Origin of the sequence: Tsuneonella sp. CC-YZS046 (assembly GCF_035581365.1) — a bacterium.
GTDB lineage: Bacteria > Pseudomonadota > Alphaproteobacteria > Sphingomonadales > Sphingomonadaceae > JAWKXU01.
The window spans coordinates 393,242-409,942 of record NZ_CP141590.1 but is presented as its reverse complement, the minus strand read 5'-3'; the positions used below and the strand labels follow the sequence as shown (position 1 = coordinate 409,942).

Here is a 16,701-nt window from a genome sequence, read left to right as displayed (position 1 = left end):
CTCCTCAATATGCCGCCGCGTTGTCGACGTGGAAATTATAAAGCGTGCGGGCCGAGCCGTAGCGCCGGAATTGGTCGACCGAGACTTCGTCACCGATCCCCGCCGCATCGAGCAAGCCGCGCAGTTCCGCCCGGTGCTCGTCGCGCAGCTCCTTCTCGATGCAATCCGCGCCCAGGCTCTTTACTGCGCCGCGCACATAGAGCCGCGCCTCGTAGATCGAATTGCCCAGCGCATCGCCCGCATCGCCCAGCACCACCAGCTTGCCGGATTGGGCCATGAAGGCGCTCATCGGGCCGATCGAGCCTTTCACCACGATATCGACGCCTTTCATCGAAATGCCGCAACGGGCCGAGGCATTGCCGTCGATCACCAGCAACCCGCCATGCGCGGTGGCGCCGGCGGACTGGCTGGCGTCGCCACGCACATGGACCTTGCCGGACATCATGTTCTCGGCGACCCCGACCCCGGCATTGCCTTCGACCACGATCGTCGCGCGCTGGTTCATGCCGCCGCAGTAATATCCGGCGTGGCCCGCGATCTCGACCGTGACCGGGGCATTGAGCCCGGCGGCAAGGGCATGTTGGCCTGCGGGATTCTCCACCCGCCACAGGGTTTCGTTGGTGTCGGCGGGCAGATCGTGGAGCGCCCGGTTCAGTTCGCGCCGCGAGGTTCTCGCAAGATCGACCACCGCCATCAATGGCGCTCCCACGCATAGACCCGGGCCGGTTCCGGCTCGAACACCCGCGCCCCTTCGATTCCCGGCAGCCCGGCCAGCGCGCGATATTCGGAGCCAAACGCCACGTAATCGTCAGTCTCGGCCATCACCGCCGGCTTGCAGGATATGGGATCGCGCAGCACCGCGAAGCCGCTTTCCGTGCCGACCACGAAGGTGAAGAAGCCGTCCAGATCGTCGAGGCTGGCTTCCAGCGCCTGGGCCAGGCTGGCCCCTTCGCGCATCTTCCAGGTGAGATAGCCCGCCGCTACCTCGCTGTCGTTGTCGGTCGCGAAGCGAATGCCCTGAGGTTCCAGCATCCGGCGCAGGCTGCGATGGTTGGAGAGCGAGCCATTATGCACCAGGCACTGATCCTGCCCCGTCGAAAAGGGATGCGCGCCATCCGTCGTTACCGCGCTTTCGGTCGCCATCCGGGTGTGGCCGATACCGTGCGTGCCGGACATACTATCCAGCCCGAAGCGCCGCGCCACCTGGGCGGGCAGGCCCACTTCCTTGTAAAGTTCGATCCGCTGGCCCGCGCCGGTCACCACCACATCCGGGCGGTTCGCGGCGAGCCACGCCCGCACCCGTTCCTCGTCCTGCCGGGGCACGGACAGCACCATATGGGTATCGCGCACTTCGGCGCTCGCCACGTCGCCCAGCGCCTGCGCGATCATCGTCAGATCGCCGCCGCGCAGGGTGAGCTTCAACCGGCCGGGATCGCCCGCGCCGTAAACCGCGAAACCGGCGCTGTCCGGCCCGCGCCCGGTCATCACTTCCAGCATGTCCGCCAGCATGGCGCCAAGCTGCGGCTCCAGCGCCGGGGACTTCAGGAAAAGACCAACGATCCCGCACATCCGCCACTGATTCTCCAAATACGACCCGTGCTGCCGAGGTAAGCCATTTCGGCGACATCTGTCAATTTATAAGAAACAGTTTTTCCTGTTAGGAATAAATTCTGGTCTAGCCCCTGGGATAGACGATCAGCGAGAGATAGCGCGCCACCGCCCCGCTCAATTGCTCCGGCCCATGCAGGGCGCTGCTGTCGAACAGCAGGGAATCGCCGGGCTGCAGGTGATAGGTCCGGGTTCCATGGCGATAGTGGACTTCGCCTTCCAGCATGTAGAGGAACTCCACCCCGCTATGGCGGAAGCCGGTGAAGGCGACCGCATCCTCGCGCAAGGTGATGAGATACGGCTCGACCACCACGTCGCCGCGCAGCACCGCGCCGAGCAATTGGTAGATATGCCCGACCTTGGTCCCGCGCCGGTCGATCGTGACCCCCTGCCCGGCCGGGACATAGGAGCAATCCTGCCGATCCTCGAACGAAGCGAACAGCGAGGACAGGGAAACCTGCAGGGCCGAGGAGATCGCCTGCAGCGTGGTCAGGGATGGGGAGATCGCGCCATTCTCGATCTTGGACAGCATCCCGTTGGAGATGCCGGCGGCGCTGGCCAGATCGGAGATGGACAGATCCTGATGCCGCCGCAGCGCGCGGATCTGGTTGCCCAGCGCGCGCTCCAGCTCCCGTTCCGCCACGGCCGGGGCGGACGATCCCGTGCCGAACTCGCCATCCTCCTGTTCTGCCATGTCGATCTTGCCGGTGATGCGGAAAATCCCTCGATGCCGGCCCGGCCTTGCGGGCCTCGGCCTGGATAGGATGCTATTTCCTGCAGATCAACTCTTTGCCCTTCCAGGAAAGCCGCTTCACCCTCTGCCGCGATAGGATGCAACGCCCTGATCCGGCACCCACAAGCCATCCGGCGCCGGGCCGGACTGCCAGAACACATCGATCGGGATACCCCCGCGCGGATACCAGTACCCCCCGATACGGAGCCATTGAGGGTTCATTTCCGCGAACAGGCGCTGGCCGATCCCCACGGTCACATCCTCATGGAACCCGGCATGATTGCGGAACGAGCCGAGGAACAGTTTCAGGCTCTTCGATTCGACGATGGTTTCGCCGGGCGCGTAATCGATCACCAGATGGGCGAAATCCGGCTGCCCTGTCACCGGGCAGAGCGATGTGAATTCGGGCGCGGCAAAGCGCACCATGTACAGCGCGCCCGCGCGGGGATTGGGCACATAGTCCAGAATGGCCTCATCCGGCGATGCCGGCAGGGCGCTTTGCTGCCCCAGATGGAGCGGAAGCGATGTGTCGTTCATGGCGCGGTGATGCCGCGATCGACACTTCCGCACAAGTCATCCGTTTGACGTTCGCGGTTCAGCCGCTATTCAGCGCCCCCTGCCCTTTCGACGGCTACAAGACGAAAAGATGAAACGCTTTGCCCCTGCCCTTGCCGGTGTTGTGACCGCTGCCCTGCTGGCGGCCCCCGCGGCCGTGCTTGCGCAGGGCCAGCCCGATTCGGTGACGGGCTTCAAGCTGCCCCCCGCCCCCTCGGACACGCCGCAGGTCCAGGGGCCGGTGGTCGAAGGCGTTCCGGTTCCCAGGGCGCCGCGCCCGACCTCGACGCCAACGGCGGCGCCGCCGACGGTCGTCACGCCCTCTCCCGCCCCATCCCCGGCGCAGCCCGAGGCACCGGCGGCGCGGCGTAGCCCCGCAACCCCTGCCGCGAGCGCAACCGCAGGCGCAACGCCGCGTTCTCCGTCGCCATCGGCTACGCGCGCCGCGAGCGCCGAATTGGCCAGCACCGAAACGGAAGGCCGCGCAACAGCGCCATCCGCATCGCCCCGCACGGATGATGGGGATCAACCCGCCGCGCCCAGGGCCGAACACACCGCCGCGCCCCGAGAAACGGCAACGGCCTCCCCCTATCCGGCAACCGTGCAGCTTCCCGCCCTGCCGCCAGCGGCGGCGGCCTCCGGCAGTTGGACGGACAAGTGGCCCTGGCTGCTGGGCGGCTTCGTTCTGGCCTGGCTCATTGCCGGCCTGGCCTGGCTGTGGCGGCAGCGGCATGAAACCGGCGGACGGCTGCTCGCGCCGCCCATCGAACGCCCGCGCCCACGGGCCGCTGCCGACGACGCCAGTACCGAGCCTTCGCCGCCGCCCGCCGATCCCGGGCCGGAAGAAGAACTGGCCGAACTCGCGGCCAACGGAGCCTCGCCCCTGCGCTGCACGCTGGAAGCCACGCGGCTCAGCCTCACCCTGCTGAATGTGACGCTGTCCTATCGCCTCACGCTGCACAATCTTTCAGGCGGCATCATCCGCGACATCACGGTCGGCAGCGATCTGGTCACGGCCCATGCGTCCCTGCCGATGAACCAGCAGATGGCCGGAGCGGAGCAAATGCTGCAGCCCCAGCACAGCCTGCCCTTGCTGCTGCCCGGCCAGAACACCCAGCTGAGCGGCGAATTGCGCCTGCCGATCCCCGCCATCCATCCCCTGCGCAGGGCGGACGCGGTGATGTTCGTTCCGCTGCTGCGCCTGCGCATAGATGCCCAGGATCTGGACCAGATCGTCTTGCAGACCGTGGTGATCGGGCAAAAGCCCGCCGGGCCGGGCGCGGGCCTTCGTCCGTTCAGGCTCGATCTCGGCCCCCGCGTCTATGGCGAGATCGGGCACCGCCTGCTTTCCGTGCAGGGTTGAAGCCCTCTCGACGCCGGACGCGGCTCGCGTTAGTCCGGGACAGTGAGCAGGAAATCGGACAAGGCGGAGCAGGCCACCCGGCTGGTATTGGCAGGGCGGCGGAGCGAATGGACCGGGGCGGTGGTCAACCCGCCCGTCTGGCGCGCCAGCACCCATCTGTATGAGGATTCGGCCGATCTCGCGCGCGGCAGGGCCAATGCCGATGGCGAATTCTATTACGGCCGCCGTGGCGCGCCGACCCAATGGGCGCTGGCCGAAGCCCTGACCGAGCTGGAGCCGGGCGCGGCGGGCACGGTCCTCTATCCCAGCGGGGTGGCCGCCATTGCCGGGGCCTTCCTGAGCGTGCTGCGCGCGGGCGATGTCCTGCTGATTACCGACAACGCCTATCACCCGAGCCGCGCGATGGCCGACGGCCTGCTGAAGCGCTTCGGCGTGGAAACGCGATACTTCGACCCGCTCGACCCCGAGGGCTTTCCCGCGCTGTTCTGCAATCGCACCAGGGCCGTGCTGTTCGAGACCCCCGGCAGCCAGACGATGGAAATATGCGACATTCCGGCGCTGGCCGCCATCGCCCGGGAGCGTGGAGCCGCAAGCCTGATCGACAACACCTGGGCAAGCGCGCTTGGTTTTCCCGCGCTGGAGCGCGGCTGCGACATGTCGATCATGGCCCTGACCAAGCATGTCGGCGGCCATTCGGACCTGATGATGGGCAGCGTCAGCGCCACGCAGGATCACTACCGCAAGCTGCGGCTCACCTCGCAGAGCCTTGGCCAGATCGTCTCTCCGGACGATGCCGCGCTTGCCCTGCGCGGGCTGAGGACCCTTGGCCTGCGGCTCGAGAAGGAAAGCGCAAGCGCCCTCAAGATCGCGCAATGGCTCTCCGCCCGGCCGGAAATCGCGCATGTGCTGTGCCCGATGCTGCCGGGCGCACCCGGCCACGATTTATGGAAGCGCGACTTCACCGGCGGCTGCGGATTGTTCAGCATCATCTTCAAGGGCCGGGACGAAGCGGCGCGGGCGCGCTTCATGGACGCTCTGCGATTGTTCGGCATCGGCTACAGCTGGGGCGGCTTCGAAAGCCTGGTCATTCCGGTCGATCCGGCGGGCCTGCGCAGCGTCACCTCCTGGCCGCCGCCGGGCTGGGACGGCAATGACAGGCTGGGCATCCGGCTCTCGATCGGGCTGGAAGATCCGGACGATCTCATCCGCGATCTCGAAGGGGGATTGCAGGCGATGGAGCAAGGCCGGTGAGTTTCGCGCTGCTGGCCGCCGCCGCTCCCGCCGCGAAGCCGGGGGAAGAAGGCGTCAGGGGCGCGGAAGGCATCAAGGACGTGGTCGCCGCGCGCAGCGACGCTGCCGGCGATCTCGTGCAGACGCTGGACAGCCTGGCGTTCCAGATCGGCCATTCGCGCTTTTCGGTGTGGGATGCTCTCGTCGTCCTGCTGGTCATTGTCGGCGTGTTTCTCGTCGCGCAGCTTCTCAGCAAGCTCGCTCATTTCATGCTCACGCGGATCACCCATCTCGACGAGACGCAGAAGCTGCTGGCGGACAAGCTCGCCTCCATCGCCGTGTGGACTTTCGCGATCCTTTTCGGGATCGATTTCCTGGACATCGACCTCACCGCCCTTGCCGTGTTTTCCGGCGCATTCGGCCTCGCCATCGGCTTCGGCCTGCAAAAGACCTTCGGCAATCTGATCGCCGGGATCATCCTGCTGATGGACCGTTCGATCAAGCCGGGCGACGTGATCGCGGTCAGCGACATGAGCGGGCGGGAAAGTTTCGGCCAGATCCGCAAGATCGGCATCCGCGCGATCTCCGTGACCACGCGCGACATGAAGGAATATCTCATTCCGAACGAGAACCTGATGATAAATCAGGTCGAAAACTGGTCCTACAGCACGCGCGACGTGCGCGTGAAGGTCCCGATTCCCGTGGCCTGCGACAGCGACATCGAGTTGGTCGAAACGCTGATGATGCAGGCCGCGGTGGATGCGCCCCGGGTGCTGGAGCACCCGGAACCCAAGGTGCTGATGGTTGGACTGGGGGAAGGCTCGATCCAGTTCGAGATACGTTTCTGGATAAGAGACCCGGAAGAGGGGATCGGCGGAGTCTCTTCCGAAGTGCTGAAACGGGTATGGCGCCTGTTCAAGGAGAACGGGGTCGAGATCCCCTATCCCCAGCGCGACATCAACCTGCGCAATACCGAGCAATTGGAACGGCTTATCGCTGCGATCGGCCAGCGAAGCGCGGACGAGGCCGAGGAGCGCTGAGGTGGGAGCGGCTGCCGGTAAAGCTCACCTTAGCACCTGCAAAACCATTCTCGCTGGCGATCTCGCGCGCGAAAGGCCATGTTCGGGCCATGGCAATAAGCGGCAAGTCAGGCACTGTGTATCTCGTTGGCGCGGGTCCGGGCGATCCCGACCTGCTGACGCTGCGCGCCGCGCGGCTGGTGATGGGTGCGTCTCTCATCGTGCATGACGGGCTGGTCGATCCGGCCGTGCTGGCGATGGCGAGGCCCGCCGCGCGCATGATCTCGGTGGCGAAGCAGCGCGCCCGCCATACCCTGCCGCAGGATGAGATCTGCGCCCTGCTGGTGCGCGAGGCGCTGGCCGGGAACGATGTCGTGCGCCTCAAGGGCGGCGATCCGTTCATTTTCGGACGGGGCGGCGAAGAAGCGGAAGCCTGCCGCGCGGCGGGGGTCCCGGTTGAAATCGTGCCCGGCGTCAGCGCCGCCAATGGCGCCGCCGCCGCTACCGGAATCCCCCTGACGCATCGCGATGCCGCCAGCATCGTCAGTTTCGTCGCGGGCCAGTGCAAGGGGCTGACGGAGCAGAACTGGGCGGGCCTTGCCGGAAAGGGCCGCACCCTGGTGATCTACATGGGCGTCAAGACCGCGCCGCAGATCGCAGAAAAGCTGATGGCGGACGGTCTTTCTCCCGATATGCCGGTCGCGGTGGTGGAAAATGCCGCGCGAGCCGCTATGCGCGTGCTGCGCGGGCCGCTGGCCGGATTGCCCGACCTGGTGGCGCGCGAGCGGGTGAAAAGCCCCGCGCTGATTATTATAGGCGAAGTCACGGCGCGCGAAGACGCAGCGCTGGCGATTCTCGCCAGGGAGACAGTTGAATGAAGATCCTGACCGGAAACGACCTCAAGACCGGGGCCGTGATATGGTGGACCGGCACGGACTGGTCGCGCCATGTCGATGACGCGGTGGACGTGGGCGATCAGGGCGACGCCATCGCCGCCGCAGAATCCGCCGCCCGCCGCGTGGTCGATGCCAATGTGATCGATGGCGAAAAGACCGCCGAGGGCGTGCGCCCGGCCCATATCAAGGATCGTATCAGGGCGCTGGGGCCTACCGTCCGCCCCGACCTGACGCTGAAGCCGGCCGACCCCAATGCCGGAAACTGGGTAATCTGACATGTACAAGTATGACCAATACGACCAGGCGATGGTCGATACCCGCGTCGAGGAATTCCGCGATCAGACCCGCCGCCGCCTCGAAGGCACGCTGGCGGAGGAGCAGTTCCGCCCGCTGCGCCTGCAGAACGGCCTGTATCTCCAGCTCCACGCCTATATGCTGCGCGTCGCGGTGCCCTATGGCACGTTGAGTTCCGCCCAGATGCGGATGCTGGGCGACATCGCGGACAAGTACGACCGGGGCTATGGCCACTTCACCACCCGGCAGAACATCCAGTATAACTGGATCAAGCTGGAGGACGCGCCCGACATCCTGGCCGATCTCGCCACGGTGGAGATGCACGCCATCCAGACCAGCGGCAATTGCATCCGCAACATCAGTTCCGACCAATATGCCGGCGCCATCGCCGACGAGCTGGTCGACCCGCGCCCCTATGCCGAGCTGCTGCGCCAGTGGTCGAGCTTCCATCCCGAATTTCTGAGCTTGCCGCGCAAGTTCAAGATCGCGGTGATCGCTTCGGATACCGACCGCGCGGCGATGCGGCTGCACGACATCGGCATCCAGATCGTGAAGAACGAGGCCGGAGAGATCGGCGCGGCCTTCTATGTCGGCGGCGGCATGGGCCGCACCCCGATGATCGCGCCGCTGATCCGCGATTTCGTGCCGCTGGACCAGCTGATTACCTATTCCGAAGCCTGCCTGCGCGTCTACAATCGCTACGGCCGCCGCGACAACAAATACAAGGCGCGGATCAAGATCCTGGTCCACGAGCTGGGCAAGGACGAATATACCCGCCAGGTCGAAGAGGAATTCGCCCATCTGCAGGCGCAGAATATCGAGCCGCCGCTGGCCGAGCTGGAGCGGATCAAGACCTATTTCACTGATCCCCCGTTCGATGCGGGCGCGCCCGACACGCTCGACCGTTCGGACCCGGACTTCGCCCTGTGGGTGGATCGCAACTGCGACGCGCACAAGCAGCCCGGCTATATCATCGCCACGGTCAGCCTGAAGCCGGTCGGCGGCATTCCCGGCGACGCCAGCGCGGACCAGATCCGGCTGATGGCCGATCTCGCCAGGGAATATTCCTTCGACGAGCTGCGCGTCACCCATGCCCAGAACATCGTCTTCCCGCATGTCAGGAAGGCCGATCTCTACACGCTATGGCGGAAGCTCGATGACGCCGGGCTATCGACGCCCAATCTCGGCCAGATCGGCGACATCATCGCCTGCCCCGGCCTGGACTATTGCAGCCTGGCCAATGCGCGGTCGATCCCGGTCGCGCAGAAGATTTCCGAACGCTTCGCCGAACAGGGCAAGGCGGAAACCATCGGCGAATTGAAGCTCAAGATCTCGGGCTGCATCAATGCCTGCGGGCATCATCATGCCGGCCATATCGGCATCCTCGGCGTCGACCGGAAAGGCGTGGAGAATTACCAGCTCCTGCTCGGCGGCAGCGAAGGCGCGGACACGTCGCTCGGCCAGATCACCGGCCCCGGCTTCAGCGAGGACGGGATCGTGGATGCGGTCGAGAAGGCGACCGACGTCTATCTCGCCAACAAGCAAGGCGACGAGCGCTTCCTCGACACCTATCGCCGGATCGGCATGGCTCCCTTCAAGGAGGCCATCTATGGTTGAGGCCCAGTTCCGTTTCCGGGAGGACGAGCCGGTCGCCGACCCCGCGGTGACCGTGGATTCCTTCGGCGAGCAGACCAATGCCGCCGCCGTTCGGCTGGAACCCGGCGACGATGCGCGCAAGCTCTTGCCCTTTCTCGATCGCATCAAGCTGGTGGAAGTGAATTTCCCCGCTTTCACCGACGGGCGCGGCTATTCGGCGGCCCGCATCCTGCGCGAGGCAGGTTATCAGGGTGAGCTGCGCGCGGTCGGCGCGGTGTTTGTCGACCAGCTCGGCCATCTGCGCCGCTGCGGCTTCGACAGCTTCGCGCCGGAGCAACCGATCGACCCCGCCGATGCGGAAAATGCGTTCAACCGCTGGCCGGATGTTTATCAGGCGACGACCGATGGCCGCGTCCCGATCTGGGCCAAGAGACATGGCTGAGGCAAGTATGGCTACCCGGAAGATCGACCGTATCGACGCAGGTCCGCGTTTCACCAATGCGGATGCGATCCGGCTCAATCACATGTTCCGGGGCAGCGATACGCGCGAAATGCTTGCGGGCGTGATCCGCGAAGGGCTTGCGGGCGACCTGGCCGTGGTGTCCAGCTTCGGCGCGGAAAGCGCGGTTCTGCTGCATCTCGTGGCGCAGGTCGATCCTTCCGTCCCGGTGCTGTTCCTGGATACGGGCAAGCACTTCCCGGAAACGCTTGCCTATCGCGACGAGCTGGTCGAGCGCATCGGCCTCAAGGATCTGCGCATCCTCACTCCCGATGCGGCGGTTCTTGCCGCAAAGGACGACAATGGCCTGCGCTGGTCGTGGGACCCGGACGGCTGCTGCGAAATCCGCAAGGTCATCCCGCTGGCCAATGCGCTGGCCGGGTTCGATGCATCCATCACCGGCCGCAAGTCGTTCCAGTCGGCCACTCGGGCCGGGTTGCCGCGCTTCGAAATAGATACTTCGGACGCGCAGGGCCGGCTCAAGGTCAATCCGCTGATCGACTGGTCGGCCGAGGATCTCGCCGCCTATTTCGTGGAGCATGACCTGCCCCCCCATCCGCTGGTGGCCCAGGGTTATCCGTCCATCGGCTGCTCGCCCTGCACCAGCAAGGTCGAGCCGGGCGAGGACCCGCGTTCGGGCCGCTGGAAAGGCTGGAACAAGACCGAATGCGGCATCCACAGCCCGAATAATCCGGCAGGCAAGGACGACGACCTTCCCCCCGAATACGAACCTGTATTCTGAACACAGGCGACGGCGCCTGGCGCGCCGCCGGTTCACACGTTCGATGCGGGAAACCGTTCCGCGCCGGGAAAGGCCGGAACAGCCGGCCACGCCTGGCTGCAATAGGCTTCCTGGGTGGGCTGGACTGTGCCCGGATCGTCCAGCGTCCCGGCCTTGATGATGGTCAGCCCCGGTATCGCATCCGCGATCGAAACGATTGGAGAGCCGCAATCGCCGCAGAAATGGCGATGGACCGGCTGCCCGCTTTCGCCCCGATCCTCGAACACCTTCGTCATCCCGGTCTGCGTATAATCCGCCGAGGGTATCGCAAGCACGACCGAAAACGCACTGCCGCCCTGACGCTGGCAATGGCGGCAATGGCAAACCGCCGTAATCAGCGGTTCACCGCTGTAGCGATAGCGGATCGCGCCGCACAGGCAGCCCCCGCTCCGGCTGCTCGATGATCCATTCCCGGTCATTTCCTGCGTATCCCTCTCTCAGATGAGCCGCGCTTCACGCTGGCTTCTATGCCTGAACCCCGCTCAAGGCTTTATCCAGGGTTCCGGCAAGATTTGCCAATCCTTGCTCGATGACCGCGATTTTTCGTCGCGATCAATCGCATCCCAGCCATCATTCGGCGCAAGAGCCGAAACATTCGGGCGCCGGAAGACTTGCAAGGTCTGACGGGTCGACAAGGAGATGAGCGATGCCCAATCAGAACCGGAACCCCCAGCGCAACCAGCAGCCCGGCGAGGCGACCGAACGTCAGCGCCAGCAGGAGCAGCAGGACCAGGCCAATCGCCGCCAGCAAGGTGAGAATCCGAGCCGCGAGAAGAATACGGATCGCAATCGGTAGTCAGCCGCACCGCCCAGCATACTCAATCCCTTGCCGGAGCGAAGCCTGCCGCACCCATCCATGCCCCCCATGCGGGCAGAAGCCTGCAAGCCCGCGGTCAGTTTCGTTCCGGCCCTTTTTCGATTTCAGAGCCAGCCCCGCAAACGATACCAGGCCGCAGTTGCGGCAAGCCCTTCCGGCGTCTTGATGCGAGGGGTCCACAGCACCGGGGGGACCGCCTTGCGCTTGCTGACCACCCAGTCCGGATGGCTCATGTAATTCACGCGGTCGGATGTCAGCTTCGCCTTTCCGCGCCGCAGCCAGCCATCGACGCGCGCTGCATGGAGCAGGGTCTTGCGGGAGAGATGCGGCGACCAGGGACGCCGGCCAAGCGCCGATCCGATTTCCCGCACCAGTTCCCGATTGTTCCATCCGTCTTTCTTGCCGTCGTCAGGCTCGAATATCTGGCGGGTGACATCCTCGCTGCTGGGCAGCAAGGCCAGCAGGAGAGCGGCAAGATCCGCCACATGGATCACCGATACGCGCCCGGGCGGCGGCAGGGGAACCACGCCCCATTTCGCGGCCCGGAACAACTCGAGCATTTCCCGGTCGCGCGGGCCATATACCGCCGGGGGGCGAACGATCGTCCAATCCAGCCCGCTGGCGGCCAAGATCTTTTCGGCCCGGGCCTTGGAAGCGCCATAGGCGGAGAGGTTCGGCTGCCGCGCCGCCAGCGACGAGATGAATATGAAACGGGGCACGCGCGCCGCCACCGCCGCTTCCACGACGCTGAGCGTTCCTGCGACATTGCCTTCCTCGAACCCGGCCTGGTCGGGCGCATTGACCACTCCGGCAATGTGGACGACCGCTTCCGCGCCAGCGCACAGCTCCTTCAGGGCCGCTGCATTGGCGAGATCGCCGCGCACCCAATCGATGTTCTCGCGCGGCTCCTGCGGCCGCCGGACCAGGGCGCGCAATTCCAGCCCCCGTTCCAGCGCGAGTTCGATAAATGCCTGGCCGACAAACCCGGTTCCACCAGTAATCGCAATGGTCACAACAACACCAACTGATCTCTATGCACCACTGCCGAACGCGGATAGTAGCCGAGAATCTCCGCGTGGTCTGAAGAATTGCGGCCCATCAGCCGGGAGCATTCCCCGGCGTCATATTCGACCAGCCCCTGGGCCAGCGGGCGGCCGGCCCCATCGCAGATCGCGACGGGATCGCCGCGATGAAATTCGCCATCCACGGCCGTGATGCCCGCCGCGAGCAGGCTGCCGCCCTTGGTGAGAGCCTTGGCCGCCCCGGCATCGACCTTGAGCACCCCTTTCAGCCGCAGCCGCCCGCCGAGCCACGCCTTGCGCGCGCCATCCTTCCGGCGCGGTAGGAACAATGTGCCGATATTGCCACCAGTCGCGCGGCTGACAGGGGAATCATGAGTGCCATTGAGAATGGCCAGCACGATTCCCGCGCGCTCCGCGATCTCGGCCGCCTGCAGCTTGGACGTCATCCCGCCCGATCCCAAGCCCGAGCCGGACGCGCCGGTCGCCATGGCGTGGATTTCCGGCGTCACCCCCCGCACGAAAGGCATCAATTGCGCCTCCGGATCGGCGGGATCGCGATCATAGAGGCCGTCGACATCGGACAGCAGCATCACCGCGTTGGCATGGGCGGCCTGCGCGACCCGGGCCGCCAGCCGGTCATTGTCGCCAAACCGGATTTCCTGGGTGGCGACACTGTCATTCTCGTTCACCACCGGCACCGCCCGCGCCTTCAGCAAGCGGCCAAGGGTCGCCGAGGCATTGAGATAGCGCCTGCGGTCCTCGAGATCTTCCAGCGTCAGCAGCAATTGAGCCGCGACCAGGCCTTGCGCCGCGAGCAATTCGGACCACAGTTCGGCCAGGGCGATCTGCCCGACCGCCGCGGAGGCCTGCGCATCCGCGAGATTGGCGCGTCCGCCCTTGGGCAGGTCAAGCCGCGCGGCGCCCAGCGCGATTGCCCCGGAACTGACAATGACGACATCCTGTCCGCGCTGATGCGCCGCCGCGATTTCCGCGACAAGCCCTTCCAGCCATTGCCGCCGCGGGGCGCCGCCCGAGCCGACAAGCAGGGCGGAGCCGACCTTCACCACAAGGCGCTTGCACGCCTTGGCGTCCAGCAAGTCGGAAAGGCAGGAGATCGTCATCGCAGCGGGACTTAGCGGGTGAAGCAGCGCTTGAGAAGCGCTGTCAGAGCGGCGACCAGGGCTGCTCGTCTTCCTCATCTTCCACTTCACCGCCAGGACGTTCGGTTGTGGTCGCGGCCGGCAGATAATTCAGCACTTCATCGAGCAGACGATCCATCCCCTGGCCGGTGGCGCCGGACACGGCATGGACGGCCCCGGCGCCAGCCTGCCTCAATTCCCCGGCGAAGGCTTCCGCCAGTTCGGCATCGGCAAGATCGATCTTGTTGAGGACGATCAGCCGGGGCTTTTCTTCCAGGCCCGCGCCATAGGCCGCAAGCTCGCCTTCCACGATATGGAACGCCTCAACCGGATCGGTCCCCGCGATGTCGATCAGATGGATCAAGACCCGGCAACGCTCGATATGGCCAAGGAAGCGGTCGCCGATGCCCGCCCCTTCCGCGGCGCCTTCGATCAGGCCCGGAATATCGGCCAGAACGAATTCGCGGTTCCGATGGCGCACCACCCCCAGCTTCGGCACCAGAGTGGTGAAGGCGTAATCGCCCACCTTCGCGCGGGTGTTGGAGATCTGATTGATGAAGGTCGATTTGCCCGCATTGGGCAGGCCGACCAGCCCGACGTCGGCAAGCAGCTTGAGCCGCAGCCACACCCACATTTCCTGCGCCGGCTCTCCGGGCTGGTGCTGGCGCGGCGCGCGATTGGTGCTGGTCTTGTAGCTGGCGTTCCCCCTGCCCCCCAGCCCGCCTTCCAGCAAGGTGATCCGCTGGCCGGGTTCGGTCAGGTCGGCGAGGATCGTTTCGCCATCATCGTCGGAAATGATCTGCGTGCCCACCGGCACCTTGATGACGAGTTCCTTGGCGCTGGCCCCGGTGCGATTCTTGCCCATGCCGTGGCCGCCACGCGCGGCCTTGAAATGCTGGGTATAGCGGAAGTCGATCAGCGTATTGAGGCCGGATACCGCCTCAAACACGATGTCCCCGCCGCGCCCCCCGTCACCGCCGTCAGGCCCGCCATACTCGATATATTTCTCCCGGCGAAAGCTGACCGCGCCGGGGCCACCCGCGCCGGAGCGGACATATATCTTGGCCTGGTCGAGAAAATGCATGGAAGAACCGTAACCCGTTCGGGGTAAGGCTGTCTAATGCCATGCCCGGTTGATCGTAGGACTGGTGGAGCCGAGGGGAATCGAACCCCTGACCTCGTCATTGCGAACGACGCGCTCTCCCAACTGAGCTACGGCCCCGTTCCAGTGCAAACGCAGGCGATCCACCCGCGAGAGCGGGCCTCTTAGCGAAGAGAGCCCGCCCATGAAAGTGCAAAATTACGCGGTGGGATATGGCAACAGGGTTACCAGCCCGATGTGCCGGTCGACGAGGTCGATGGCGGCACCGGAATCGGCGAGGGAGCCGGCTGCGGCGCGCTCACGCTGACCGGCTGCTCCGCTGCCTGTCCCGCCACCGGAGGCTGGTAGTCGGCGGACAGCCGCACCGCCTGGGGCTGCCCATAAAGCGCGCCATATTGCGCGTCCCAAAGCGCGATATCGACCTTGTATTGCTCGAACGAGCGGTAGAAGCCGTCGAATACGGCTTCCAGCCTGGGCAATTCCTGAAACGCGAAAGCCTCGAGCTGGCCCGGCGCAATCGAGAGGGAATTGTTGCTCATCTGCAGCGCGGCATTGCAGAATTCATGGATCGTCGGCGGAAGCGCGAAATAATTGTAGACCTGCGTCGTATAGCTGTCGCGAGCGCGCTGATAGCCGGTGCCATGCTTGGTCCGCCACTCCTTCTCTACCACGTCGTTGGTGCGGGCGAGTTCCTTCTTGTGCGTGACGAGGAACCGTTTGTAGCCATCCAGGATCGGTGCGTAGGCGACATCCGTGCAGTTCAGCGATGCGACCACGTAAGCGGAACGCAGGTTCCAGATGCGCTGCGCGGCGCTGATATCGGCATTGACCGTCTGCCGCACCCCGAACCCGTTGACGGGAGGAATATACATGGTGGGCGCCGCGCCATTCGGCGGAACCGGGCGCGCGGGTATGGCCACAGGCGGCGGGGGCGGCGGAGGCGGCGGAGGTGGTGTCGCGCAACCGGCAAGCGCGGAAAGGCCCGCCGCGACGGCAAGGGTGCGGAATTTCGTAAAAGTCACACGTATCATAATGGCGCGGCCCCTCCATTTCCCGGCGCCGGAAACCATTCCACGCCGAGCCTTTCGCCAGGATTAAGCGCCTGCCCTACCCCCTTGTCCGCACAAATAAAATGCCCGGGAGGAAAAATTTCCTCCCGGGCACGATAAAGCGAATCTGGCGTGCGATTATTCGCGGCTGCCCATGAAGCTGAGCAGGAACTGGAACATGTTGATGAAGTCCAGATACAGGCTCAGCGCGCCGAGAACGATCGCCTTGCCGGCGAAATCGGTGCCGGCAACCTGATAATACATCATCTTCAGGCGCTGGGTGTCATACGCCGTCAGCCCGGCGAAGATCAGCACGCCGATGAAGCTGATCGCCAGATGCAGCGCGCTCGACTGCATGAACATATTGACGATCATCGCGATCAGCAGCCCCACCACGCCCATGATGAGGAAGGTGCCGAACCCGGACAGATCCTTCTTGGTGGTGTAGCCGAACAGGCTGAGGCCCGCAAAGGCGCCCGCGGTCGCGAAGAAGGTCGCGGCAATCGAGGCATCGGTATAGACGAGGAAGATGGTGGAGAGCGACATGCCCATCAACACCGCGAAGCCCCAGAACATCGCCTGAAGCGTGGCGGTGCTGAAGCGGTTCTGGCCGAAGCTCATCGCGAAAACGATCGCCAAGGGCGACAGCATCACCAGCCACATCAGCGGCGAGCCGATCATCGCCTGCACATAGCCCAAACGGTCCATCAACAGCGCGACGACACCTGAAAGCAGCACGCCCGACGCCATGTAATTGTAAATAGAGAGCATGTGCCGGCGCAGGCCCATATCGTAGCCGGCGCGGGCAACGGCTTCACCATTGAGGCTCGGAGACGCTCCGAAGCCGCGCTGGGTCGTCCGGGGGTCATTCCAGTTTGCCATGGTAATTCCTAACTCCTTTGCCGGCCTCCCGAACGGGCCGGTCCATTGGAAATATCGCCTTTGCTTCCCTCATTTTCAAGGAAAACCGGCAAAAATCGGTCCTCCGGCCAAGGCCA

Annotated in this window: 19 protein-coding genes and 1 tRNA gene; 9 read left to right on the top strand and 11 right to left on the bottom strand. The window is 65.1% G+C overall.

Annotated features, from left to right (window positions below; translation table 11 throughout):
- Positions 1 to 4 precede the first annotated feature (4 nt).
- From U8326_RS02035 to queF, 4 genes are all read right to left on the bottom strand, one after another.
- Entirely contained in the window at positions 5 to 694 is a 690-nt protein-coding gene (locus U8326_RS02035) for a protein glxC (RefSeq protein WP_324742033.1), read from the bottom strand.
- Positions 694 to 1,569, bottom strand: coding sequence for a glutamine amidotransferase family protein (locus U8326_RS02030; protein ID WP_324742032.1), 876 nt, complete (start codon positions 1,567 to 1,569; stop codon positions 694 to 696). Before U8326_RS02030 ends, U8326_RS02035 begins: the two co-directional genes overlap by 1 nt.
- Before the next feature lie 106 nt (positions 1,570 to 1,675).
- Positions 1,676 to 2,302 carry an XRE family transcriptional regulator gene (locus tag U8326_RS02025; RefSeq protein ID WP_324742031.1) on the bottom strand — a complete coding sequence of 209 codons (627 nt, stop codon included), beginning with the start codon at positions 2,300 to 2,302 and terminating at the stop codon, positions 1,676 to 1,678.
- Positions 2,303 to 2,419: 117 nt separating this feature from the next.
- Positions 2,420 to 2,878, bottom strand: coding sequence for a preQ(1) synthase (queF, locus tag U8326_RS02020; protein ID WP_324742030.1), 459 nt, complete (start codon positions 2,876 to 2,878; stop codon positions 2,420 to 2,422).
- Between the two features lie 109 nt (positions 2,879 to 2,987).
- Here queF and U8326_RS02015 point away from each other — a divergent pair, with 109 nt between their 5' ends.
- The 8 genes from U8326_RS02015 (at position 2,988) to U8326_RS01980 (ending at position 10,535) form a co-directional block, all read left to right on the top strand.
- Positions 2,988 to 4,259, top strand: coding sequence for a hypothetical protein (locus U8326_RS02015; RefSeq protein WP_324742028.1), 1,272 nt, complete (start codon positions 2,988 to 2,990; stop codon positions 4,257 to 4,259).
- A 42-nt stretch (positions 4,260 to 4,301) separates the two neighbouring features.
- Entirely contained in the window at positions 4,302 to 5,510 is a 1,209-nt protein-coding gene (metC, locus tag U8326_RS02010; protein ID WP_324742027.1) for a cystathionine beta-lyase, read from the top strand.
- Positions 5,507 to 6,529, top strand: a complete 1,023-nt coding sequence (locus U8326_RS02005; RefSeq protein ID WP_324742026.1) for a mechanosensitive ion channel family protein — start codon at positions 5,507 to 5,509, stop codon at positions 6,527 to 6,529. The genes metC and U8326_RS02005 overlap by 4 nt, the downstream gene beginning before the upstream one ends.
- 89 nt (positions 6,530 to 6,618) lie before the next feature.
- Entirely contained in the window at positions 6,619 to 7,386 is a 768-nt protein-coding gene (cobA, locus tag U8326_RS02000) for a uroporphyrinogen-III C-methyltransferase (protein WP_324742025.1), read from the top strand.
- A complete protein-coding gene (locus U8326_RS01995) occupies positions 7,383 to 7,679 on the top strand; it encodes a DUF2849 domain-containing protein (protein ID WP_324742024.1) in 297 nt (98 codons plus the stop codon). Before cobA ends, U8326_RS01995 begins: the two co-directional genes overlap by 4 nt.
- 1 nt (position 7,680) lies before the next feature.
- A complete protein-coding gene (locus U8326_RS01990) occupies positions 7,681 to 9,315 on the top strand; it encodes a nitrite/sulfite reductase (RefSeq protein WP_324742022.1) in 1,635 nt (544 codons plus the stop codon).
- The gene (locus U8326_RS01985; RefSeq protein WP_324742021.1) at positions 9,308 to 9,736 is read left to right on the top strand and encodes a DUF934 domain-containing protein; all 429 of its coding nucleotides are present in this window, start codon (positions 9,308 to 9,310) and stop codon (positions 9,734 to 9,736) included. Before U8326_RS01990 ends, U8326_RS01985 begins: the two co-directional genes overlap by 8 nt.
- Positions 9,729 to 10,535 carry a phosphoadenylyl-sulfate reductase gene (locus U8326_RS01980; RefSeq protein ID WP_324742020.1) on the top strand — a complete coding sequence of 269 codons (807 nt, stop codon included), beginning with the start codon at positions 9,729 to 9,731 and terminating at the stop codon, positions 10,533 to 10,535. The genes U8326_RS01985 and U8326_RS01980 overlap by 8 nt, the downstream gene beginning before the upstream one ends.
- 32 nt (positions 10,536 to 10,567) lie before the next feature.
- Here the strand turns inward: U8326_RS01980 and U8326_RS01975 are convergent, their stop codons facing one another.
- A complete protein-coding gene (locus U8326_RS01975; RefSeq protein ID WP_324742019.1) occupies positions 10,568 to 10,993 on the bottom strand; it encodes a GFA family protein in 426 nt (141 codons plus the stop codon).
- A gap of 227 nt (positions 10,994 to 11,220) precedes the next feature.
- Here U8326_RS01975 and U8326_RS01970 point away from each other — a divergent pair, with 227 nt between their 5' ends.
- A complete protein-coding gene (locus U8326_RS01970) occupies positions 11,221 to 11,370 on the top strand; it encodes a hypothetical protein (RefSeq protein ID WP_324742018.1) in 150 nt (49 codons plus the stop codon).
- Positions 11,371 to 11,495: 125 nt separating this feature from the next.
- Here U8326_RS01970 and U8326_RS01965 read toward each other — a convergent pair whose 3' ends face one another.
- From U8326_RS01965 to U8326_RS01940, 6 genes are all read right to left on the bottom strand, one after another.
- Positions 11,496 to 12,404 (bottom strand): NAD-dependent epimerase/dehydratase family protein, encoded by a 909-nt coding sequence (locus tag U8326_RS01965; protein ID WP_324742017.1) that lies wholly within the window; start codon positions 12,402 to 12,404, stop codon positions 11,496 to 11,498.
- Complete coding sequence (proB, locus tag U8326_RS01960; RefSeq protein ID WP_324742016.1) at positions 12,401 to 13,534, bottom strand: glutamate 5-kinase; 1,134 nt, start codon at positions 13,532 to 13,534, stop codon at positions 12,401 to 12,403. Before proB ends, U8326_RS01965 begins: the two co-directional genes overlap by 4 nt.
- Positions 13,535 to 13,577: 43 nt before the next feature.
- Positions 13,578 to 14,636 (bottom strand): GTPase ObgE, encoded by a 1,059-nt coding sequence (gene obgE / locus U8326_RS01955; RefSeq protein ID WP_324742015.1) that lies wholly within the window; start codon positions 14,634 to 14,636, stop codon positions 13,578 to 13,580.
- Positions 14,637 to 14,698: 62 nt separating this feature from the next.
- Positions 14,699 to 14,774: transfer RNA gene (locus U8326_RS01950), tRNA-Ala, on the bottom strand.
- 104 nt (positions 14,775 to 14,878) lie between these two features.
- Positions 14,879 to 15,685: a hypothetical protein gene (locus U8326_RS01945; protein ID WP_324742014.1), complete on the bottom strand. Its 807-nt coding sequence runs from the start codon at positions 15,683 to 15,685 to the stop codon at positions 14,879 to 14,881.
- A 156-nt stretch (positions 15,686 to 15,841) separates the two neighbouring features.
- Positions 15,842 to 16,585 carry a Bax inhibitor-1/YccA family protein gene (locus U8326_RS01940; protein ID WP_324742013.1) on the bottom strand — a complete coding sequence of 248 codons (744 nt, stop codon included), beginning with the start codon at positions 16,583 to 16,585 and terminating at the stop codon, positions 15,842 to 15,844.
- Positions 16,586 to 16,701: the final 116 nt, after the last annotated feature.